The sequence below is a fragment of the Flavobacterium rarum (SeqCode) genome, from assembly GCF_965234445.1.
Classification (GTDB): Bacteria; Bacteroidota; Bacteroidia; order Flavobacteriales; family Flavobacteriaceae; genus Flavobacterium; species Flavobacterium rarum.
Genome location: NZ_OZ248506.1, coordinates 117,643 through 139,420 on the forward strand (window position 1 = coordinate 117,643; position 21,778 = coordinate 139,420).

Consider the following 21,778-nt stretch of genomic DNA (forward strand, 5'->3'; position numbering starts at 1 on the left):
GATTTCGATTATTGAAAATCGGTATCGTTTACTCCTTCATTGATAGTGATTTCGGATATTTTTATATCCAATTCTATACCTACATTTTGAATAATATTAAATGGTACTTTTACAGTTTTTACTTCTTTGTAATCTCCAAAATTGGTAGTTACTGTCATGGTTTGACCACCTTGTTCTACGGTTTTGGACTCTGCTAATTTTAAACCTGTTTTGGTGTCGTAGAAATAAGTGCTTTTCCCGTTTTTGATAGCAAAAGCGTCGTTTCCATTGATGGTTTCGATTCTATCTATGGTCAATGATGGGTTTTTGATTAAAATAACCTCTTCAAAGGGAGTTGCAGATGCTTTTAATTCGGCCAATTCGGCTCCTTCAAAATCTTTGCGTTGCCCTTGTTGCATTGCATATGCTCCTTTTTGGTTGGTAACTTGTTTCATCATGCTCATTGGTCCCATAGCGATTTCGACTAATGAATTTCCTTTGGAATCCATTTTTGAAGTATAGGTTAAAGGTGCTGGTGCTTGCGGAATAGTTGTCGATCCAACCATAGCAATCGATTTTACGGATGCAACTGCTATTTCGCCTCCAATGGCTTTGATATAATTTTCAAAAACTGTTTTGGCTGTAACTCCAACAGGAATCTCTTTTTTCAAAACTGGTTTTTCAAGAGGCGTTCCGTATTTATCAAAATAGAACATTGGAATTTTTAGTTTTTCCAGTCCTGCTGCAATCTCAGATCCTTTTCCAGCAATTACAATTCGAATGTTGTCAATAAGGAAATATTTGTTGGCCACACGCAATACATCGTCAGCTGTTACTGCATTAATGGTTTGAATGTATTTTTCGTAAAAATCTGCTGGAAGCCCTTCGGTTTCTATGTTTAATGCATATCTAGCTACGGTTTGTGGCTTTTCTACTTGCATAACAAAACGTCCAATATAACCTGCTTTTACGGTTGCTAAAACTTCGTCTGTTACTTTTTCGGTACGAATTCTTTTGATTTCTTTTACAAATTCTACAACAGCGCTATCGGTAACAGCATTTCTAACGGCAGATTTGGCATAGAATTTTGAAGTGTATTTTCCTGCTCCTACATTGGATCTTGCGCCATACGTCCAAGCGTGTTTTTCGCGTAGATTCATATTCAAATAGCTGTTGAAATCGCCTCCAAGAATTTGATTGGCAATTACAGCTGGAAAGAAATCAGGATCGCCCATTTTTAAATTTACCGTATTTATTAAAGTGATTTCAGACTGAACCGCATTGGGCACATCAACTAAATTGATTTGTAGATTTGGTACATTTGAAGGTGTCTCGTAAGCTGTTTTTGGTGTGCTTTTTTTCTCCCAAGCACCAAACAGTTTTTCTACAGCTACTTTTACATTATTGTATTTTACGTCTCCTATAATGATTAAATAAGCATTTTCTGGAACGAAGTATGATTTGTAGTTGGCTTCAACATCTGTAAGGGTTACATTGTTTAAGGTTGCTTCGGTCATAAATTCACCTGAAGGATGGTTTTTTCCATAAGCTAAAGCATCAACCACACGATTGGCAATTGCGGGAACACTTTTCTCTTCCGATTTCATTCCTTCGATTAATTTGGCTTTTTCTTTGTCAAATTCTTCTTGGGTAAATTTTGGATTCAATGCGCCTTCTGCCATTAGTTCCATAACTCTTCCGCTGTATTTGGAAAGCGAATTGGCAGTTGCTCCATGTGAACTGAAGCTGATGTCGGCTCCTAGAAAGTCAATCTCTTCATTGAAAGCAGCTTTGGCTGTTTTTTTGCTGCCGTTACCAATTAAACTGCTTGTTAATTCATCTACTCCTTTTTTGTTTCCTTCAGCAAATGGGGCATTGTCTAAAGTAAGGTTAAAAGATGCCCTTGGAAGTTTATGGTTTTCGACAACCAACACTTTCATACCGTTGGCCAAAACAAAGGTTTGTGGTTTTTTTATATTTATGGTTGGCGATTTTCCGGGTTTGGGTTGCGTGCGATCTTGTGCTTGCATAATTCCTGTTATGAATAAAAGGATGAATAGTATATTTGTTTTTTTCATGATATCAGTTTCTTAATTAACAGGTTTAGCTTTGGCTGGTATATAATCTAAAAGTAAACGTTGGTTTGGGTTTAGATATTTTTTGGCTACTTCTCTTATTTCTTCACGAGTAATAGAATGATACAGTTCGATTTCGGTATTGATTAAATTTACATCTTTATATAGTAAATAGTAAGTTGCTAAATTGTTTGCAATACCTTCTATTCCTGCATTACTGTTAACAAAATTGTTGTCAAACTTGTTTTGTAGTTTTTGATAGTCGTTTTCAGAAATCAAATCGGTTTGGATTTTTACAATCTCTTCGTCAATTTCTTTTAGAATATCTGTCGTTGTAAAAGTGCCCATTGGTAAACCATACAATATATACATACCATAATCTTCTTGACTAAAACCTACTGCGCCAATTTGCAATGCCATCTTTTTTTCGTCTACTACTTTTTTGTATAATTTAGAGCTTTTTCCGTCGCTTAGGTAGGAAGAAATTAAATCTAATACTCGAGCATCTCTGCTTTTCATAGAAGGAGTTCTGTAACTGGCCACCAACATTGGAATTTGAATGTTTGGATCTTCAAAAGTTGCTTTGATAGTTTGGGTGATAGGTTCTTCCAAGAACGTTTTCTTGGCAACCACTTCGCCTTTTGCAATTGGACCAAAATATTTTTGAACCCATTCTTTGGCTTGTTTTTTTTCAAAATCACCTGCAACTACCAAAACTGCATTGTTTGGCAAGTAGAATTTTTTGTTGAAAGCTTGAAATTCTTCTAGCGTTGCAGCGTCCAAATCTTTCATAGAACCAATGGTTGTCCAACGATACGGATGGTTTTTGAACATATTTTCTTTTACAGCCGAAAGTATGTTTCCGTATGGACGGTTATCATAACTCGTTCTTTTTTCTTCTTTTACTACTTCGTTTTGAGTGTCCACTCCAATTTTATTAATAATTGGGTGCATTAATCTTTCGGATTCCATCCAAAGTCCTAATTCTAAATTGTTGGAAGGGAAAATTTCGTAATAATAAGTTCTATCGTCTGTGGTGTTGGCATTGTTGGTTCCTCCATTCGAAGTTACAATTTTAAACCATTCACCTCTTTTGATATTTTGAGTTCCTTCGAACAGTAAGTGCTCAAAAAAGTGAGCAAAACCAGTTCGATTTGGATTTTCGTCTTTTGCACCTACATGGTACATAACTGAGGTAATCACAACAGGTGCAGAAGCATCGTGGTGTAAAATAACGTGTAATCCGTTATCTAAATCGTATTCTTCGAAAGCCACTTTTTGAGCTGAAGCAACTCCACCTAGCATTAATGCAGCACTTAACATCATTATTGATTTTTTCATAAAGATTAATAATTTTATTTACTATTAGTAGTTATTAATAGGTTTTAGTTACGCCAAAAATACTTTTTTTATATGTTAAAAGTAGGTGTTTTCTACTTTTTCACATCATTATCGATAACTTGCTGATAGGTAAATGGTTTGTGTCTTAATAAGCTCTGATAATTCGCTTAAAAACACCTAAAATATTTTTTCACTAAAGGATTGCAGGGTAAATATTTAATTGTATATTTGCAACCTTAAAAATTATTAAAACAATTCAGTATGTATGCAATCGTAGAGATAGCAGGGCAACAGTTTAAAGTTAGCAAAGACCTAAAGGTTTACGTTCACCGTTTAACAAATGAAGAAGGTTCAAAAGTTTCTTTTGACAAAGTTTATTTAGTTGACGATAACGGTTCAATCACAATAGGCGCCCCAGCTATAGAAGGTGCTTCAGTAGAAGCTAAAGTGTTACAACACTTAAAAGGAGATAAAGTAATCATTTTCAAAAAGAAAAGAAGAAAAGGTTACAAAAAGAGAAACGGTCACAGACAATATCTTACTCAAATTGTAATTGAAGGTATTACTACAGGTGGATCAGCTAAAAAAGCAGCTCCAAAAAAAGCAGCTGTTGAAGCAACTACAGAAGAAGCAGTAGCTCCTAAAGTAAAAAAAGCTCCAAAAGCTAAAAAAGAAGATACACAAGAATAATAACAAAATAAACTAATACGTCATGGCTCACAAGAAAGGTGTCGGTAGTTCGAAGAATGGTAGAGAATCAGAATCAAAACGTTTAGGCGTTAAGATATTTGGTGGTCAAGCTGCTATTGCTGGTAACATCATCGTAAGACAAAGAGGTTCAAAACATAATCCAGGTGAAAACGTTTACATAAGTAAAGATCATACTTTACATGCAAGAGTTGATGGTGTTGTTTTCTTCCAAAAGAAAAGAGATAATAAATCTTATGTTTCTATACTTCCATTCGAAGCATAATCATAAAGATTGTTTATTATTACAAAACCCGTTTCGAGAGAAGCGGGTTTTTTGTTTCTAATTGTTATTGTATTAGAATGTTTTCTAAAAAAAAAATAACCCTCACATCAGTAAGGGTTTATTTGTTTTACTATAAAATTAAAAGACGCTTTAAATCTATAAATCTCTTGTGAACAAAAATTTATTTCCACCCATTAGAATTGTAAATTCATTTTTGCTATCATTAAATTGCAATTCTACCCCAGCTTGCTCTGACTTGAATTTGTCTTTTCCTGCCGATTCAAAGGAAAGTGGCGGTCCTTGTCCTTCTTCAGGAGTTCCTAGAAGTGATCCGTTTTCTTCAGAAAACGAAAGCTTAACTGGGATTTGTTTGCTTGAAAATTTTCCGAGATAGGCCGTTAAATTCTCTTCTTTCTCTAATACACTTTGTCCCGCTGTCCAAACATTATTAGATGGATTTATATCTGGAAAAGCACGATCAGGGTCAATTGTTATAGTTTCGATTTCTTCGGTTGAATCATGTTTGAATTTCCAATCCGAATTCCGTTGCCAGATTTCAACCGGAAGTTTAATTCTTGAGACAGTTCCGCTTTTTGTTTTAATTTCTAAAACTACGGGCATCGCCATTTTTTCTAAATTTTCGATAGAAATGATAACGCCCATTTTTGGATCATTTTTTATATACTTGATTTTAGTAATTCCTTGATCCAGTTTCCAATTGTTCACAAACCAAGCTCTCCAAAACCAATTCAAATCTTCGCCTGATACATTTTCTATTGTTCTAAAAAAATCATCTGGAGTCGGATGTTTGAAGGCCCAACGTTCAGTATAAATCCTGAAAGCTTTGTCAAATCTCTCTTTCCCTAAGACTTGTTCTCTTAGCATAACCAATCCAGCTGATGGCTTTTCATATGCTAACAAACCTAAATTTGACTCTTTCATTCCGTCAGGAGCGGTCATGATGGACTCTAATTCTGGATTTGTCAAAACAGTTGCGCCACGATGCATGTTTCGAACTCTGGATTTGTATTCGCCATTGTTAAATTCATTCGAACTTATAGTATTGATGAAAGTATTAAAGCCTTCGTCCATCCAAGCAAATAAACGCTCATTAGAACCTACAATCATAGGAAACCAAGTATGACCAAATTCGTGATCAGTTACATTCCAAAGATCCTGTCCTGTGGATTTCCAATCGCAAAATACAATTGCAGGATACTCAATTCCGCCTTCATTTCCAGCCACATTTATTGCTGTAGGATAAGGATATTCAAACCATCGTTTGGAATAATTTTCTACTGCTGCTTTGGTGTATTCTGTTGCGCGACTCCAAGCTTCCTGTCCCGAACTTTCTATAGGATATGCAGCAATTGCTAACGATTTTTTACCGCTGGGTAAATTAATTCTGGCAGCGTCTACAATAAATGCGGCAGAAGAAGCCCAAGAAACATCTCTCGCATTTTGAATTTTAAAATGCCAGTTTAATGTTGATTTATTGTTTGGCCTTGAATTAGGATTTGTTACTTCTTCGGCAGATCGAATTTGTATTGTTTTGTTGCTGTTAGAAGCTGCCTCCCATCGTTTTTGCTGTTCTTTGGTATATACTTCGTTTGAGTTTATTAATTCCCCAGAACAAACTACAATATGGTTTGAAGGCGCAGTTATAGAAACATCAAAATCTCCATATTCTAAATAAAATTCTCCTGCTCCCAAATACGGAAGAGTGTTCCAACCTTTTATATCGTCATAGACACACATTCTAGGAAACCATTGTCCCATGGTGAAGATTTTTCCGTTTTTAGTTTTCAGAACACCCATTCTATCTGAGCCATGATCAGGTGAGATGAAGGAGAATTCAATTTTCAATTTTATAATACCTCCATTTGAATTTAGTTCTTGAGGTAAATCTATTTGCATTCTAGTGTCGATGATTTCAAAAGGCACCTCTTTTTCTAAGATTTTGCCATTATTAATGGAAATAATTTTTACCGATTTTATTTTATGGCCTCCATCAAAAACTTGGCCCTTGTCACCATTTCTGCTTCCTGTTATTGGGATTACAGCTTTTCCGCGAGAACCCTTCTGAAATGAGTTTTGATCGATGTTTAACCACAAAAAGGAAATTTTGTCGGGGCTATTGTTGGTATAGGTGAGTATTTCTGAACCAATTATTTCATTGGTATTTTCGTTTAAGTTGGCAGTTAATTGATAATCTGCTCTGTTTTGCCAATATTTTGTCCCAGGTTGTCCACTTGTTGATCGTGTTTCGGATCCGTCCTTGGTATAAAAATTGGTAGCGAAGGCAGCTTGGTAGTTGTAATTTGATATTGGTTTTTCAGTTGGAAGATTTGCTTCCTTAGCATTTTGTGCCCTTGAAGAAATTCCCCAAAAGAATGCACATAACGATGCCGTTACAATAAATTGTTTATTCATGATTTGATTGATTTTGATTGATGATTTTGAAACTTTAATTGATTATATTAAAGTTGATTTTACTGTTCTGATTCCTTATCCAGTTTTTTTGTCATATTAAACCCAACGAATAAGGCGGCTCCTGCCATTGTAAAAATAGATGCTGGATACAAAGCCCCATCTTCTAAAGCTGTGTAAGTAGTTAAGATTAATGCGATAAAAACCCCCGCTCCTATTCCCATTAGTAACAGTGAAAGATTTAAAAGTATTATTTTCGAAAAAGAAGTGTTGCTTTTAGACTTTCCCATAAAAATGCTTGCATCAGCCCCCTTTTCGATTAAAGCCAAGCGTTCTCTGTTTCTGGTTGATAAAAAAAGGTATACAATACCGAAAATTGCTAAAAATAAGCTCATAGGAATTAAAATGTCTCCGTTCATGATTTTTTGTTTTAAAAATTGATGATTAGTTAATGTGTTCAAAAGCTATGACGACACTGTTTCTAGTTTGGTTACACATTTATAAAAAAAAAATATATTTTCTTTTTGTTGTAACCAAATCAACCTTCACATCGTCCTACCCTATATGGCAATTATAAACGATCAACATTATATCAATTTAATAATCGAAGGCGATTCGAATGCATTCGCTGTTTTGGTTGATCGGTATAAGAATATGGTTTTTTCTTTAGCTCTAAAAATGGTAAAGAATAGGGAAGAAGCAGAAGAAGTCGCTCAGGATACTTTTATAAAAGTTTTTAAATCAATTGCTAAGTTCAAAGGGGATTCAAAATTTTCAACTTGGGTTTACAAAGTAACGTATAATACGTGTTTGGACCGAATTAAGAAATACAATAGAGAACAAAATACTGTTCCAATAGATGATTTTTCTGAAAGTCAAATTAAAACAATGGAAACAGTTTTGGATGCTATTGATGAAAGAGAACGAAATAAAATGATTCAAGAATGTATTCAATTATTGCCAAATGAAGATGGATTTTTGCTAACTTTATATTATTTTGAAGAACAATCTATTGAAGAGATTTCGAAAGTAATGGATTGTAATACCAATAATGTTAAAGTCAAACTTTTTAGAAGCCGAAAAAAATTAGCTTCAATTTTAGAAAGACATTTAGAACCCGAAATACTGGATTATTATGCAAGTGAACGAAAATAAAGAACTAGAAAAATTAGCAGACAAAATGATGAGAGAAACTGCTCTGGATTCGCCATCTTTTGATTTTACTTCAAAAGTAATGTCGCAAGTTTTGGCAACAAAATCGAGTAGAGTAACTACATACAAGCCTTTGATTTCAACAACCACTTTTGTAACACTATTTGGATTGATTTTTGTTTTTTGCGCCTATCTTTTTATGTATGGAGAAGGACAAAACGAAAGTTTGTTCACTACAATTCAGTATAGAAACTTATTCAATAATAGGTTGTTATCCGGATTTTCAATTTCAAGAATTACCGTTTACGCCGTAGTGGTTTCAATAGTAATGTTTTATATTCAAATCCCTTTTTTGAAGAATCATTTTGAAAAGCGATTTGAAGTGTAATATTTAAATTTTAAAAAAAAACAAAACCTTTATCAATGTTAATTGTTATCGGTTTTTTTAACGTAAATATTTACAGTAATTATTTCAATAAATGATCTTAATTTGATGGATTAAATGAAAAACCAACGCTAAAAAACAATCGAACTTTGTCGATATTATTAATCCAGGAAGTGTCAAAATGAATAGGGCCTAAAATCGATTGATACGAAATTGCCGCTCCTCCTGACATTAGAAAACTGGTTTCATTGTTTAAATCCCAATTTCCTTTTGGATAGAAAGCGTCGCCAATATAGTTGTTGAAATTGGCAAAGCCAACTGAGGCAATATTAAAATGAGGTGTCAAGTATATTTTTCCCATTGGATTAATTTGTGCTCCAAGCCGAACTCCCATAAATTGTGTTGCATTGAGTTCGTCTTCATTTAACCCTGGAAAAGTAAAGCGATTACTTCCAGAGCTTGGTATGATGCCGCCTAGAAAATATTTTGCTGCATAACCGTAATCCGAAAATGAGATTTGATTGGTTTTGAGTTTGTCTTCAAATATAAATTTAGCATCAAATCCTATTATGTAGGTGATTTTCTTTTTAAGTTGAAATCTTTTTTCGAATGTAAAACCTAATTTGGTGTAGCCATTTGTAGGCCCAGAATAATCTGTTGCATTCACATCCGTAAAATTAACATTCACATCGCTTAGGATCGAACGGTTGAGGTTTGCTTTTATTATCGTTCCATTTGTAGCAAAAAAAACCTTGTTCATATCATTATATGAATAATGTGTGCTCACTTCCGCATTTTCAAAATTATAATTATTGAGAGAAAGTACATTAGGGTTTAAATTGGGATCGTTTTTGGGTTTTAATTCCGTATAGCTATAGTTTAGACCAAATCCAGTATAGCTTTTAAGAGAGTTTAAATTTCGATTTGCCTCATTGTTGAATTCGAAAGTATTGTATAACATATTGTCTGCAGATTTACCATTAATGAAAATTTCCTGTTTCAAGAATGCTCCATAGAGTTCAGATCCCCACCACCAATCTTTATTTTTCCCAAAATTTTTCTGAAAATCTATTCGGGCTTTTGGCTGTTCTGCAATATCTGCCGTAAGGATAAGTCGGGAAGATTGGGCAAGAACGTTTCTGGCTGTGTAGTTAAGGATTAAGCCTACACCTCTATAGGTGTCATAATGAAGAGAAGTATTGACTTGGTTTTTTTCATATTCAAAACCGTTTAAAATGAGTCCTAGTTTGTCTCCGTCTTTTAAAAAATAGCTGTAGGTGATTTGGGTAAAAAGATTCGTTCCCATGGCTCTATTAATACCTTCTATTAAATCTCTTGTGGTGCATTTTGTATGTGTTTTGATATTTGTTCTGGCAATAACAAGAGGGATGTTTTCAATACTGATATTTTTATAGACAATAGTGTCGATGATAATTTCGTTGGAGACTTTGGGCAGTTCATGTGTTCGTTGTTTGTAACCTTTTAATTTTTCAGACAATGCTGCTAATACATTTAAATTAAGATTGGTAGCAATTTTACCGTCCTTGTAAATTTCGTTGCTTTTTGCAAAATCAGCTGTAGAAAATCGTAAGTTTGGCATGTGATCAACCAAGATGTTACATAGTTTTCGGTTCTCAGGATCTTTGATGTTACTTGGAAACATGCTGGTTTGTAACAAAACGGTTATGAAGCTATTGAGTTTGTCTTTAGGCTCCATTCCTCCGCCAACATCGCTACCGATTATAATATCAGCTCCCATTTGTTTGGCAATATCTGTTGGAAAATTATTCATAACACCTCCATCTACCAAGATTGTTTCATCATAAGGCATGGGTTTAAAAACCGCAGGTAAAGACATACTCGCTCTCATTGCGTAAGATAGGCTACCTTTGCTTAAAACAATTTCTTTACCATAAACCAAATCTGTTGCCATTGCTCTAAAAGGGATTGATAGGTTGTCAAAATCTTTAACATTGTATACCGGAAAAGTCAATTCTGAAAAATATTCTCTTAAATTTTGATCGTTTAATATGGAGCTTACACTATTTGGTTTTCCGTCTTTAATTCCTATTCCAACCAAATATCTTTGGAATTCACTTTTTTCTTCAACGCTTACGTTTTTCAATGAAAGTCCACCTCCAAGTAGTTTGTCCCAATCAATACTTTTGGTTATTTTTTCGATACTGTCTCCAGAATATCCCATGGCATAAAAACCTCCAATTACGCTTCCCATACTGTTCCCAATAATGAGATCTGGAACAATATGCAAAGAATCCAGTGCTTGTAAAAGTGGAATATGCGCAACTCCTTTGGCGCCACCACCACTTAACACCAGAACAACTTTCGGTTTTTTTTCTTGAGCAAAAATAAACTTAGGGACTGATAAAAATAAAATAATCAGAAATAGGTAGAGGTTGTTTTTCAATGTATTAAAGCTTTAAGTTTGGACTAAAGTTTTTTGAATAGTGTAAAATAATTGCAATTTACTGATTTTGAGTAATTTTTCCTTGTTATTGAAAAGTTTTTATAATAGGTTAGCAAGAAAGATTCAAAAATTAAAATTACATTTTTTTAGTTAATAATAACTTTGGTTTTGAGTTTCTTGAAGAAATGTTATGGTTAAAACATAATCATTGACCATTAAAACTTTTATTTTTGTACATATAAGACAAAAGAAGAGGAATATGAGAGCATATAAGTTTTTCTTTTTGGATCTTAAAAAATATTCCTAATTTCCAAAGAGGATAATGAAAATTGCTATAGTATCTAATTATTTTAATATTAATTCTATTTTTTGCTTTCAAAAACATATTGCAAATCTAAAGGTAAAGAATTTTTAATTTCTCTTTTTTCAAAATATAACGCTCGCAAAGGCATTAAAAATAGACTCTAAACTTTTCAACTTTTCGTTTCGGTGTTACAAAATAAAGCTTAACCTTAATAACATAGGACATGAGTTCTTGCTTTTATTGAATAGTATCATCTAAGTTCAGATTTTACTGCAAAAAAAAACATTTTTTTTCTAAATTTATTATAAAAAAAACCGTAGCCCAGCTATGCTTAATTTTACTTTTTCTAATAATGAAAAAAATCTCTGTTTTACAGTAAATTTAAAACTTAAATGGTATAAATCAGTTTTGCAACTAACTCTAATGTGGAATTTGGGTTTAACTATCTTTTGTTTTTGATTTTATAATTTAATGCTTTTTTGCATTAGACTTGTTAACAGTTTAAATAGGTATTGTGAATATTAAATCAATACTTTTGTTATTTAAAAAACTGTAAAGAGCGAGTGATTAATGAAAAAAAGAATAAAAAAATTAGAACTTAAAATAATTAGTCTTTTTAGTCAAGGCTTGTCTTCCAAGAAAATAGCCCAAAGCATTATTTTTTCTGGATTATTCACTGTAATACCAATTCTTGGTATAAGTACTTTTTTTATAACATTTATATCCATCAAAAAAAAATTGAATTTACCTATAATGATTGCATTTAGTTATGTAATTTGGCCTGTTCAGATTTTTTTAATCATACCTTTTATTCGATTGGGAGAAATTATATTTTCAATTCCTCCAACACATCATTCAATTGAAGAAATTATTGAAATGTCACAAAATGGCTTTTTCAAAATGGTGACTAAACTGTCTTTAGAATTATTGTATGCCCTTGGTGCTTGGTTTTTGGTAGCAGTTCCTGTTGCTTTAGGGATTTATGGAGTTACAATGATTATTTTAAAAATAGTTTCTAAAAAAGAAAGTATTTTGTAGTTTTTGATAAAAAATATTTTGAAAACAAAAAACCCTCACATTTCTGTAAGGGTTTAAATCTAAAAATCATAAATCGCTAATAAGCAATCTAAAATCTTCTAGTATCTGTAGTATTCTGGTTTAAAAGGGCCTTCAACTTCAACGCCAATGTAAGCTGCTTGATCGTCACGTAAAGTTTCCAATTCAACACCTAATTTTGCAAGGTGCAAGAAAGCTACTTTTTCATCCAAGTGTTTTGGTAACATGTACACGTCATTGTTGTATGCCGCGCTGTTTTTCCACAATTCGATTTGAGCTAGAGTTTGGTTTGTAAAGGAGTTACTCATTACAAAACTTGGGTGACCTGTAGCGCAACCTAAGTTTACCAAACGACCTTCAGCCAAGATAAGAATGTCTTTTCCAGCGATAGTATATTTATCAACTTGTGGTTTGATTTCGATTTTTGATGCACCGTGGTTAGAGTTTAACCAAGCCATATCAATTTCGTTGTCAAAGTGTCCGATGTTACAAACAATAGTTTTATCTTTCATTTGTTCAAAGTGGCTTCCAAGAACGATATCTTTATTTCCAGTAGTTGTAATGATGATATCAGCATTGGCAACAACTGTGTTTAATTTTTTAACTTCAAAACCGTCCATTGCAGCTTGTAAAGCACAAATTGGGTCGATCTCAGTAACGGTTACAATAGATCCAGCACCTCTAAAAGAAGCAGCAGTTCCTTTTCCAACGTCACCATATCCACAAACGATTACTCTTTTTCCAGCCAACATAATATCAGTAGCACGACGAACCGCATCAACTGCCGATTCTTTACAACCGTATTTGTTGTCAAATTTCGATTTAGTAACCGAGTCATTTACATTGATAGCAGGCATTGGTAATGTTCCCGCTTTTACTCTTTCGTACAATCTGTGAACTCCAGTTGTAGTTTCTTCAGACAATCCTTTGATACCAGCAACCAATTCCGGGTAACGGTCAATAACCATATTTGTTAAATCTCCACCGTCATCAAGAATCATATTCAATGGTTTTCTGTCTTCACCAAAGAATAATGTTTGCTCAATACACCAGTCAAAATCTACTTCGTTCAACCCTTTCCAAGCATAAACCTGAATTCCAGCAGCGGCAATTGCAGCAGCAGCTTGATCTTGAGTTGAAAAAATGTTACAAGAACTCCAAGTCACTTCCGCACCAAGAGCAATTAATGTTTCAATCAAAACAGCAGTTTGAATCGTCATGTGCAAACATCCTGCAATACGAGCACCAGCAAGAGGTTGTTCGTCTTTGTATTCTGCACGAAGTGCCATTAAACCTGGCATTTCAGCTTCAGCTAGTTCAATTTCTTTTCTTCCCCAGGCAGCTAGAGAAATGTCTTTTACTTTGAAAGCCACAAAAGGCATAGTCGTTGTACTCATTTATAGTATATTTGTAAATGTAAATTTTTTGCAAATTTAGGCAATAAGTTTAGAAATAAACTAATTTATACGAGATTTATGAATTGTTTAATGTCTTAATCTTTTGAACATTAGATAAATAATTTAAATAGCATCCTCAGCATAGTCGAAGGGAGGAGCTAATCCCGCTATCTGCTATATCTTTTTCCGTGCAAAAAAGCACAAAAAAAGGATGCCGCTACTATCGGGGCTAAAATTACAACCACCACATCATGCCGTTATACAAAGCAATAACACTAAATCCATCAACTCAAATTCTAGTTTGGGAAATTACCGAATCATTTCAGGAGCTTTCTTCAGAAGTAGTTCTTAACGAAAGTAATACTGTCCGATTAAATGGAATGAAATCTGAAATGCACCAACGCGCTTTTTTAAGTGTTCGTAAATTGTTTCAAGAAGCGGGTTACACTGATTTTGATTTGTTTTATGACAAATTTGGAAAACCGCATTTGTACGATGGAAAACACATTTCGATTACACATTCGCATCAATTTTCGGCCCTAATTTTAAGTGATGAAGTGGTTGGAATTGATATCGAATTGCAACGAGAAAAAATCATTCGCATTGCCGATAAATTTGTAAGCGAAAAAGAATTAAGTCATTTGCAAAAATTGGATAATCAAGATTACATAAAAAAACTAACTGTAATTTGGGGCGTCAAAGAAGCTATCTTTAAAATTCGAAACGAAAAAGGAATCAGTTTCAAAGATCATATTTTTGAAAGCGAATTTAATTTGATTGACCAAAAAACCAAGGCGCAGTTACGATTCGAAAATCAAATCGAAACTTTTGATATTCATTTTGAAGAAATTGAATTACAGGATAGTCAACAAAGTTATGTTTTGGTTTATGCATTAAACGGGTAGTTGTTCTGTCTTTTAAGGAATAGATTCCGTTTTTAAAAAATGATTATATTTGTAAAAACAATTGTTATGGAAGCTTTAGACAAAAAACCAGTTTTTAAATCTGCCGACGAAATAATTCGCTTAATGTTGGAAAGTAAAAAACAATCGAAAATTGAAACTCAGGAACGCTATAATACACCTGAATTTCAAGAGATTTTACGAAAATTGCGTGAGATGAAAAAAGTGAAAAAATGAGTTATCCTTTTTTCTTTGATGGTGGAGCGAATAATATTTATGCATTCGAAACTGATTTAGGAATTTCTTACGAAGTAAAATTTCGTCCAACCAATTATTTATTGGGTGACGAAACGACTCCTTTTGCAGATTTTATTTTTGAATTTATAATAGAAGTTGCTTATAATCCGTTGGGCAATAATCCACCATTGGACAAATTGGTTTCTGGCACCATTGCAGATATTATCAAAGATTTTTATTTCAAAAAAGACCAATCCATTTGTATTTACATCTGCGACTCATCAGATGGGAAACAAGAATTAAGAAGACGAAAATTTGACGATTGGTTTTACGCGCACGATCAGTATGGTCTTATTAAAATGGATGAACATATTAGAGATTCGAAAGGAAATTCATATCCAATTTCCTTAATTATTCAAAGAGATAATCCTTATTTCATTGAGATTATTGATGGTTTTAGAAAAATCGCAATGCATTATAATACTGATAAATAATGTCATTAATAAAGTTCTTATAAATACTAATGACAAACATATACAACAACATTCTACAAGCAAAAGTCGAAAACCGAAAATTACTAGCCATTCTCCTCGATCCCGATAAAATCGATTTGAATAACATCGAAATTTTATTCGACAAAATTAATCAATCACCAGCAACCCATATTTTCATTGGCGGAAGTCATGTACAAAATAATATTCTGGATGAATTAATTATTAGATTAAAACAACACCCGCTTTTAGGGGGGCAGGAGGGCTTACCAATTGTTCTTTTTCCTGGAAATCCATCTCAAATTTCAGCTAAAGCCGATGCGATTTTGTTTCTATCTTTACTATCAGGCCGAAATCCAGATTATTTGATAGAACATCAAGTAGTTGCAGCTCCGATTTTAAAGAAAACCCAACTCGAAATTATTTCGACAGCTTATATATTAATTGAAAGTGGCAATGAAACTGCGGTCGCTAGAGTGAGTAATACCAAACCATTAGATAGAAACAATAGTGATTATGTGATACATACGGCACAAGCAGGAGAAATGCTGGGACATAAACTTATTTATCTAGAAGCTGGAAGCGGAGCCAAACTAGCTATACCTTTAGATCTGATAAAAAAAGTATCAGATAATATCGAAATTCCACTAATTGTTGGTGGCGGTATTATAGATTTGCAAGGTATTAAAAATGCCTACGAAGCTGGTGCAGATCTTGTTGTCATAGGAACCGCTTTTGAAAATGATCACAATTTTTTTGAACATCGAGCGCAATCTAAATTCTAAAATCGTTAATCAACAACCTAAAATCAAATGTTCGACTATTTTTTTGCACAATATAAAGGATATCCAATTCATGAAGTTTACTTGGAACTTATAGCCGTTTTTTTTGGGCTATGGAGTGTTTGGTGTGCCAAAAAAGATAATATTTGGGTTTTTCCAACAGGATTAATAAGTACTTCAATATATGCTTATTTGCTCTGGAAATGGAGTTTATTGGGAGATTCGATGATAAATGTATATTATTTCATCATGAGTATTTACGGATGGTACCATTGGACACGTAAAAAAGAAGGTGTAGATGAATTTCCAATTTCAGTCATGACAAATAAAGAAAAAGTTACGACTTTAGTTATTTTTATATTAACCATCATTTTTGTAATTTTAGTGTATCTTTATTTTAATAAATTTACAAACTGGTATTCGTATTTGGATACCTTTTTGACTGCTGTCTTTTTTGTTGGAATGTGGTTAATGGCCAAAAGAAAAATTGAAAATTGGATTTTCTGGATAATAGGAGATTTACTTTCAATACCGCTTTATTTTGCAAAAGGATATACCTTTACGAGTTTTCAATATATAATATTTACAATTATTGCCGTTTATGGCTATTTAGAATGGAAGAAAACCTTGAGCAGCTCACTAAAACTGGAGCAACACCAATAATAAAAATCGCCATTTTTGGACCAGAATCTACTGGTAAAACTACTTTGGCTACACAACTCGCCGATTATTTCAAAACGGTATGGGTTCCCGAATTCGCACGTGATTATTTGCAAGAAAAATTAGATAGTGGTCGCGGTATTTGTGATATCGATGATATGATGCCTATTGCTTATGGTCAAACAAAATTAGAAAACGATAGCTCATTAATAGCCAATAAATATCTTTTTTGCGATACCAATCTGTTGGTTACAAAGGTGTTTTCTGTGTTGTATTATGATTTTTGTGATTCATTATTAGACAAAGCGGCTCGTGCGCATCAATACGATTTGTTTTTCCTGACAGATATTGATGTTCCTTGGGAAGATGATGGTTTGCGTGACAGCCCAGAAGGGAGAGAGTCTGTTTTTGAGATTTTTAAACAATCGTTGGTAGAAAATAAAAAGCCTTTTATAACAATATCTGGAGATAAAGAAACACGCCTTAATAAAGCAATTGCAATTGTTGAAGATTTAACAATGGCCTTGCAAATGGGGTTTTCTTCTACAGATTTTTTGCAAATTTATGAGCATGATATTCCATTAAAAAAATTAAAAGAACAACTTAGAATTTATGAAGAGGGTGTCCCGAAAAGTATTTTGGTCAATGCAGCAATTTTGAATCATGGAATACTACAGCTGTCTAAAGTAGATTTAGAACAAAAAGTATCTTATTTTGATGCGAATAAATCAAAATTTAAATTAGAAAAATTTGTTCCAGCATCCGGAGCAGCTTCTAGAATGTTTAAATTTTTGAGCTCCTTTTTGAATGATTTTGATTTCGAAAATGAAAGCATTAATGCTTATATTAATAGAAAAAAAGATACTGAATTATCTCTTTTTATTATTGGGTTGGATAGATTTCCTTTTTTTGAAGCAGTATCTTCAAAGTTGAAAGAAGTATATCCAGATTTTGATACTTTAGACAGAAATCTTAAAAATTATTATTTTATAAAGTTATTATTGTCGCCCGATTATTTTGATTTTACCAATAAACCAAAAGCAGTAATTCCATTTCATAAATACCCAGCCAATATAGTAACTCCTATTGAAGAACATTTACATGAATGTGCTTTTTATGCGGCCTCAAATAATAAATCGAATCTACACTTTACTGTTACTGAAAACCATCAAGCGCAATTTGAAAATATCGTTTTAACAGAAAAAAGTAAGATTGAGGAAAAATCAAATTCGATTATTGCCATAAGTTATTCGTATCAAAATAAACAGACAGATACTATTGCAGTAGATTTAGAAAATAAGCCATTTAGAAATGAAAATGGGCATTTGGTTTTTAGACCTGGAGGACATGGCGCTTTAATAGAAAATCTAAATAATCTGGATTCAGATATTGTTTTTATTAAAAATATAGATAATGTAATTCAAAATAAAATTAAGCGAAACTCTTTTTATAAAAAAGCTTTAGGAGGTATTTTAATTGAGATTCAGCAACAACTTTTCGAGTATTTAGCAGCATTGGATAATCCGGACTTTGATTCAAAAAAGATGGATGAGATTTTGGTTTTTCTTAAAGTGAAATTAAATATAGAAATGACAGCGGATTTTAACAAATTCAAATTTGAAAACCAAGTGATCAAACTAAAAGAAACTATGAACAAACCGTTAAGAGTTTGTGGAATGGTTAAAAATGAAGGTGAGCCAGGTGGTGGGCCATTTTGGGTAAAAGATAGTAATGGAAATGTTACGCTGCAAATTGTTGAAACGTCTCAAGTTGATTTAACAAACAAAAAACAGTTGAAAATTTTAGGTAGTTCGACTCATTTTAATCCTGTAGATTTGGTGTGTGGAATTAAAAACTATAAAAATGATAAATTTGATTTGAAACAGTTTGTTGACCCCAATAGCGGTTTTATCGTTCATAAAAATCACACAGGAATTGATTTAAAAGGATATGAATTACCCGGTTTATGGAATGGGGCTATGGCCAATTGGTTAACTGTTTTCGTTGAGGTGCCGTTGTTTACTTTCAATCCCGTAAAAACGGTAAATGATTTGTTAAAACAAGCGCATCAACCTCTATAAAATGGATATTCATACAATTCTTTCAGAGGTAAAATACAAAGCGGTAAGAAGTAGTGGTGCTGGCGGGCAAAACGTGAATAAGGTTTCGTCTAAGGTAGTACTGGCTTTTGATTTGTCTAATTCTCAGGGTTTTTCCGATGAAGAAAAACAGTTGTTAAAAACCAATTTACAAAACAGATTAACCACAGATTTAGTCTTAATCTTGAATTGCGATGAAGATAGAAGCCAGCTTAAAAACAAAGAAATTGTCACCAAACGGTTTTTGGATATACTAAAAAAAGGATTGTTCGTTCCTAAGGAACGTAAGCCAACAAAAATTCCAAAATCGGTGATTCGAAAAAGAATAAAGGATAAAAAAAATATTTCGGAGGTGAAACGTAATCGAAGAAAACCAGATTTTTAGAATTAAGATGTAAGTATTAAGACGGGAGTAATAAGTATTAAGTCGTGAGCTTAAAATGGTAAGAATCAACTGTTTTTTAATTTTGCTAAATAAGCTACACAATACGCATTATTAGTCTTAAAAAAATCTTAATACTTAATACTCCCATCTTAATACTTTTTAGCTACCTTTGCCCCGTCTCAAAGGGGTGCTCCAAATAACGAGCTGAGATCATACCCAAAGAACCTGGGCGGGTAATGCTGCCAAGGGAAAAAACGACAAAAAAATAGCGTGCACACTATCTATTGTCGTAGAACAATCATTTATTAATTTAAAACAAAAAGAATAATTCCCCCTTTTATTCGTAATCTTTTTACGGATGAAAAATTTATTTTGCCTTAAGGCTGCCTATGTGAAAACGATTCAATTCTCCAATCGTTTTCTTTTCTCTATTTTCTTTTCTCTATTTTCTTTTTTGTCTTTCTCACAAGTAAAAGATACTACAAAAGTCAATCAACTGGATGAAGTATTGGTTTCGGCCATACGTGTCACTACAAAAACACCTGTAACGTTCAGTAATTTGAACAAAAAAGACATTAAAACACGAAATCTAGGTCAGGATATTCCAATTTTGATGAATTATTTGCCTTCTGTGGTAACAACTTCTGATGCTGGAAACGGTCTAGGGTATACAGGTATTCGGGTACGTGGAAGCGATGCTACTCGTGTAAACGTAACTATAAACGGAATTCCGTATAATGATTCCGAAAGCCAAGGGACGTATTGGGTAAATATGCCCGATTTCGCTTCGTCTGTAGAAAGTTTGCAATTACAGCGCGGTGTGGGAACATCAACCAATGGCGCTGCGGCTTTTGGTGCGAGTTTGAATATGTTAACCGATTCGTATTCAGACAAAGCTTCGGGTGAAATTTCCAGTTCTGCTGGAAGTTTTAATACATTAAAAAATACTGTAAAATTCAGCACAGGATTGATGAATGATCATTTTGAAATTGCAGGCCGTTTGTCTGCATTACAATCGGATGGATATGTAGATCGTGCGAGTTCTGATTTGAAATCGTATTTTCTGCAAGGGACTTATGTGGGGAAAACAACCTTAATCAAAGCACTGACTTTTGGCGGAACCGAAAAAACATATCAATCCTGGTTTGGTGTCGATGCAAAAACATTAGAAGAGGATAGAACGTACAATATAGCTGGTAAATTTACGGATGAGTTTGGAAATACTCGTTATTATGACAATCAAACCGATAATTACCAACAGGATCATTACCAATTGCATTGGAATGAAAGAATTTCCGAAAATTGGAGTACAAACCTTGCTTTTCATTATACCAAAGGAAAAGGATATTATGAAGAATATAAAGAGGATCAAGATTTTACTGATTATGGTTTAGCGCCTATTGTTGCTGCGCCAAGTGTAAATACTACAGATTTAATACGTCAAAAATGGTTGGATAATGATTTTTACGGAACTACTTTCTCTGCTAATTATAAAGAAGACAAGTGGGATATTATTTTAGGTGGTGGTTGGAACAAATATGAAGGCGACCATTTTGGGAAAGTGATTTGGTCAAGATTTGCTTCGCAAACGGAGTTAGGAGATCATTATTATGATGATTTTGCAACCAAAACAGATGGAAATGTTTTTGCAAAAGCCAATTATCAGGTTACCGAGAAATGGAGTTTGTTTGGGGATTTGCAATTACGAAACGTTAACTATAAAGCCAATTCTTCTGAAACTGGTTTAATAAATGACAACTTTAACTTTTTTAATCCAAAAGCGGGTGTAACGTTTACGGTTGATGAAATCAACAGTTTGTACTTTTCTTATGCAAGAGCCAATAGAGAACCCAACAGAACCGATTACGAAAATGGAAGTCCAAAACCCGAAAAACTAAATGATTTTGAATTGGGATGGCGTTATCTTTCGGATAAAATTAAGTTGAATGCCAATGCATATTATATGAAATACCAAGACCAATTGATTTTGACAGGAGAGCTGAATGATGTGGGTGCGCCAATACGTTCCAATAGCGGAGATAGTTATAGAGTCGGAGTGGAGCTGGATGCTACTTTCCAGCTTTCGGAAAAATGGGTTTTGCAACCTAATGTAACGTTGAGTCAGAATAAGAACAAAGATTTCTATTTTAAAAGAGATGGAGTTTTGCAAAATTTAGGAGATACGAATATTGCGTATTCACCAGACGTAGTTGCCGGAAATCGATTGGGATTTACACCTGTTAAAGAATTTCAAATAGCATTGTATTCTAAATTTGTTGGCCAACAATATATGGCCAATATTGATTCAGATGGATCAAAATTAGAAAGTTATTTTGTGAATGATTTGAATATCTCGTATGAGTTCAAACCAAAAACTATTTTCAAATCAATTTTGGTTTCGGCTTTGGTGAATAATATTTTTAATTTAAAGTATGAAAGTAATGGCTATTTTTATACGTATGATGATGACTACAGCAATCCACCAGCGGTAACAACAATTGAAGGGGCGGGCTATTACCCCCAAGCTGGAATTAATTTCTTGGTAGGATTGAGTTTGAAGTTTTAGGTTATTTTGATTCATTTTATAAAAAAAAATCCTGAGAGTTTTATGAACTTTCAGGATTTTCTAGTTTATGTTGATGTTGTAGGTCAAGCGTGAAGGATAGGAATTAGCTACCGAAGTAGCATGGATAGCCTGACAGCAT

Annotated in this window: 19 protein-coding genes; 13 read left to right on the forward strand and 6 right to left on the reverse strand. The window is 33.4% G+C overall.

Going from position 1 to position 21,778, the window contains the following annotated elements:
- Positions 1–8: 8 nt before the first annotated feature.
- On the reverse strand, positions 9–2,057 hold the full coding sequence (locus tag AC8GF4_RS17400) for a M16 family metallopeptidase (protein ID WP_506596524.1): 2,049 nt from the start codon (positions 2,055–2,057) through the stop codon (positions 9–11).
- Positions 2,058–2,069: 12 nt separating this feature from the next.
- A complete protein-coding gene (locus AC8GF4_RS17405; RefSeq protein WP_506596525.1) occupies positions 2,070–3,395 on the reverse strand; it encodes a M16 family metallopeptidase in 1,326 nt (441 codons plus the stop codon).
- A gap of 261 nt (positions 3,396–3,656) precedes the next feature.
- On the opposite strand from AC8GF4_RS17405, the gene rplU reads away from it, so the two are divergent.
- The gene (gene rplU, locus AC8GF4_RS17410) at positions 3,657–4,085 is read left to right on the forward strand and encodes a 50S ribosomal protein L21 (protein WP_506596527.1); all 429 of its coding nucleotides are present in this window, start codon (positions 3,657–3,659) and stop codon (positions 4,083–4,085) included.
- 22 nt (positions 4,086–4,107) lie between these two features.
- Entirely contained in the window at positions 4,108–4,368 is a 261-nt protein-coding gene (gene rpmA / locus AC8GF4_RS17415; protein ID WP_073367355.1) for a 50S ribosomal protein L27, read from the forward strand.
- Between the two features lie 156 nt (positions 4,369–4,524).
- Here the strand turns inward: rpmA and AC8GF4_RS17420 are convergent, their stop codons facing one another.
- Complete coding sequence (locus AC8GF4_RS17420; RefSeq protein ID WP_506596529.1) at positions 4,525–6,801, reverse strand: M1 family metallopeptidase; 2,277 nt, start codon at positions 6,799–6,801, stop codon at positions 4,525–4,527.
- A 59-nt stretch (positions 6,802–6,860) separates the two neighbouring features.
- Positions 6,861–7,217 (reverse strand): DUF6249 domain-containing protein, encoded by a 357-nt coding sequence (locus AC8GF4_RS17425; protein WP_506596530.1) that lies wholly within the window; start codon positions 7,215–7,217, stop codon positions 6,861–6,863.
- A gap of 145 nt (positions 7,218–7,362) precedes the next feature.
- Here AC8GF4_RS17425 and AC8GF4_RS17430 point away from each other — a divergent pair, with 145 nt between their 5' ends.
- Together AC8GF4_RS17430 and AC8GF4_RS17435 are read left to right on the forward strand one after the other, a co-directional pair.
- Entirely contained in the window at positions 7,363–7,953 is a 591-nt protein-coding gene (locus AC8GF4_RS17430) for an RNA polymerase sigma factor (RefSeq protein WP_506596532.1), read from the forward strand.
- Complete coding sequence (locus AC8GF4_RS17435; RefSeq protein WP_506596534.1) at positions 7,934–8,338, forward strand: hypothetical protein; 405 nt, start codon at positions 7,934–7,936, stop codon at positions 8,336–8,338. Before AC8GF4_RS17430 ends, AC8GF4_RS17435 begins: the two co-directional genes overlap by 20 nt.
- A gap of 97 nt (positions 8,339–8,435) precedes the next feature.
- On the opposite strand, the gene AC8GF4_RS17440 is transcribed toward AC8GF4_RS17435, so the two are convergent.
- Positions 8,436–10,760 carry a patatin-like phospholipase family protein gene (locus AC8GF4_RS17440; RefSeq protein ID WP_506596536.1) on the reverse strand — a complete coding sequence of 775 codons (2,325 nt, stop codon included), beginning with the start codon at positions 10,758–10,760 and terminating at the stop codon, positions 8,436–8,438.
- An 874-nt stretch (positions 10,761–11,634) separates the two neighbouring features.
- Here AC8GF4_RS17440 and AC8GF4_RS17445 point away from each other — a divergent pair.
- Entirely contained in the window at positions 11,635–12,102 is a 468-nt protein-coding gene (locus AC8GF4_RS17445; protein ID WP_506596537.1) for a DUF2062 domain-containing protein, read from the forward strand.
- A 98-nt stretch (positions 12,103–12,200) separates the two neighbouring features.
- Here AC8GF4_RS17445 and ahcY read toward each other — a convergent pair whose 3' ends face one another.
- Positions 12,201–13,517 (reverse strand): adenosylhomocysteinase, encoded by a 1,317-nt coding sequence (gene ahcY / locus AC8GF4_RS17450; RefSeq protein WP_506596539.1) that lies wholly within the window; start codon positions 13,515–13,517, stop codon positions 12,201–12,203.
- Positions 13,518–13,768: 251 nt separating this feature from the next.
- Here ahcY and AC8GF4_RS17455 point away from each other — a divergent pair, with 251 nt between their 5' ends.
- The 8 genes from AC8GF4_RS17455 to AC8GF4_RS17490 all read left to right on the forward strand — a co-directional run bounded on the left by AC8GF4_RS17455 (position 13,769) and on the right by AC8GF4_RS17490 (position 21,639).
- Positions 13,769–14,422 carry a 4'-phosphopantetheinyl transferase family protein gene (locus AC8GF4_RS17455; protein WP_506596541.1) on the forward strand — a complete coding sequence of 218 codons (654 nt, stop codon included), beginning with the start codon at positions 13,769–13,771 and terminating at the stop codon, positions 14,420–14,422.
- Positions 14,423–14,461: 39 nt separating this feature from the next.
- Positions 14,462–14,656 carry a hypothetical protein gene (locus tag AC8GF4_RS17460; RefSeq protein ID WP_506596543.1) on the forward strand — a complete coding sequence of 65 codons (195 nt, stop codon included), beginning with the start codon at positions 14,462–14,464 and terminating at the stop codon, positions 14,654–14,656.
- Positions 14,653–15,150 (forward strand): DUF6169 family protein, encoded by a 498-nt coding sequence (locus tag AC8GF4_RS17465; RefSeq protein WP_506596544.1) that lies wholly within the window; start codon positions 14,653–14,655, stop codon positions 15,148–15,150. Before AC8GF4_RS17460 ends, AC8GF4_RS17465 begins: the two co-directional genes overlap by 4 nt.
- Before the next feature lie 29 nt (positions 15,151–15,179).
- Positions 15,180–15,932, forward strand: a complete 753-nt coding sequence (locus tag AC8GF4_RS17470) for a geranylgeranylglyceryl/heptaprenylglyceryl phosphate synthase (protein WP_506596546.1) — start codon at positions 15,180–15,182, stop codon at positions 15,930–15,932.
- Between the two features lie 27 nt (positions 15,933–15,959).
- Positions 15,960–16,592, forward strand: a complete 633-nt coding sequence (pnuC, locus tag AC8GF4_RS17475) for a nicotinamide riboside transporter PnuC (protein ID WP_506596548.1) — start codon at positions 15,960–15,962, stop codon at positions 16,590–16,592.
- On the forward strand, positions 16,544–18,670 hold the full coding sequence (locus AC8GF4_RS17480) for a DUF4301 family protein (RefSeq protein WP_506596550.1): 2,127 nt from the start codon (positions 16,544–16,546) through the stop codon (positions 18,668–18,670). The genes pnuC and AC8GF4_RS17480 overlap by 49 nt, the downstream gene beginning before the upstream one ends.
- Before the next feature lies 1 nt (position 18,671).
- Positions 18,672–19,073, forward strand: a complete 402-nt coding sequence (gene arfB, locus AC8GF4_RS17485) for an alternative ribosome rescue aminoacyl-tRNA hydrolase ArfB (protein ID WP_506596552.1) — start codon at positions 18,672–18,674, stop codon at positions 19,071–19,073.
- Positions 19,074–19,431: 358 nt separating this feature from the next.
- Positions 19,432–21,639: a TonB-dependent receptor gene (locus AC8GF4_RS17490; protein WP_506596554.1), complete on the forward strand. Its 2,208-nt coding sequence runs from the start codon at positions 19,432–19,434 to the stop codon at positions 21,637–21,639.
- Positions 21,640–21,778 lie beyond the last annotated feature (139 nt).

Coding starts and splice junctions, on each gene's coding strand:
- arfB (WP_506596552.1), top strand. CDS start 18,672: ATGGATATTCATACAATTCTTTCAGAGGTAAAATACAAAGCGGTAAGA.
- AC8GF4_RS17490 (WP_506596554.1), top strand. CDS start 19,432: ATGAAAAATTTATTTTGCCTTAAGGCTGCCTATGTGAAAACGATTCAA.
- ahcY (WP_506596539.1), bottom strand. CDS start 13,517: ATGAGTACAACGACTATGCCTTTTGTGGCTTTCAAAGTAAAAGACATT.
- AC8GF4_RS17430 (WP_506596532.1), top strand. CDS start 7,363: ATGGCAATTATAAACGATCAACATTATATCAATTTAATAATCGAAGGC.
- AC8GF4_RS17465 (WP_506596544.1), top strand. CDS start 14,653: ATGAGTTATCCTTTTTTCTTTGATGGTGGAGCGAATAATATTTATGCA.
- AC8GF4_RS17445 (WP_506596537.1), top strand. CDS start 11,635: ATGAAAAAAAGAATAAAAAAATTAGAACTTAAAATAATTAGTCTTTTT.
- AC8GF4_RS17405 (WP_506596525.1), bottom strand. CDS start 3,395: ATGAAAAAATCAATAATGATGTTAAGTGCTGCATTAATGCTAGGTGGA.
- AC8GF4_RS17420 (WP_506596529.1), bottom strand. CDS start 6,801: ATGAATAAACAATTTATTGTAACGGCATCGTTATGTGCATTCTTTTGG.
- AC8GF4_RS17455 (WP_506596541.1), top strand. CDS start 13,769: ATGCCGTTATACAAAGCAATAACACTAAATCCATCAACTCAAATTCTA.
- AC8GF4_RS17480 (WP_506596550.1), top strand. CDS start 16,544: ATGGAAGAAAACCTTGAGCAGCTCACTAAAACTGGAGCAACACCAATA.
- rplU (WP_506596527.1), top strand. CDS start 3,657: ATGTATGCAATCGTAGAGATAGCAGGGCAACAGTTTAAAGTTAGCAAA.
- rpmA (WP_073367355.1), top strand. CDS start 4,108: ATGGCTCACAAGAAAGGTGTCGGTAGTTCGAAGAATGGTAGAGAATCA.
- pnuC (WP_506596548.1), top strand. CDS start 15,960: ATGTTCGACTATTTTTTTGCACAATATAAAGGATATCCAATTCATGAA.
- AC8GF4_RS17470 (WP_506596546.1), top strand. CDS start 15,180: ATGACAAACATATACAACAACATTCTACAAGCAAAAGTCGAAAACCGA.
- AC8GF4_RS17435 (WP_506596534.1), top strand. CDS start 7,934: ATGCAAGTGAACGAAAATAAAGAACTAGAAAAATTAGCAGACAAAATG.
- AC8GF4_RS17400 (WP_506596524.1), bottom strand. CDS start 2,057: ATGAAAAAAACAAATATACTATTCATCCTTTTATTCATAACAGGAATT.
- AC8GF4_RS17460 (WP_506596543.1), top strand. CDS start 14,462: ATGATTATATTTGTAAAAACAATTGTTATGGAAGCTTTAGACAAAAAA.
- AC8GF4_RS17425 (WP_506596530.1), bottom strand. CDS start 7,217: ATGAACGGAGACATTTTAATTCCTATGAGCTTATTTTTAGCAATTTTC.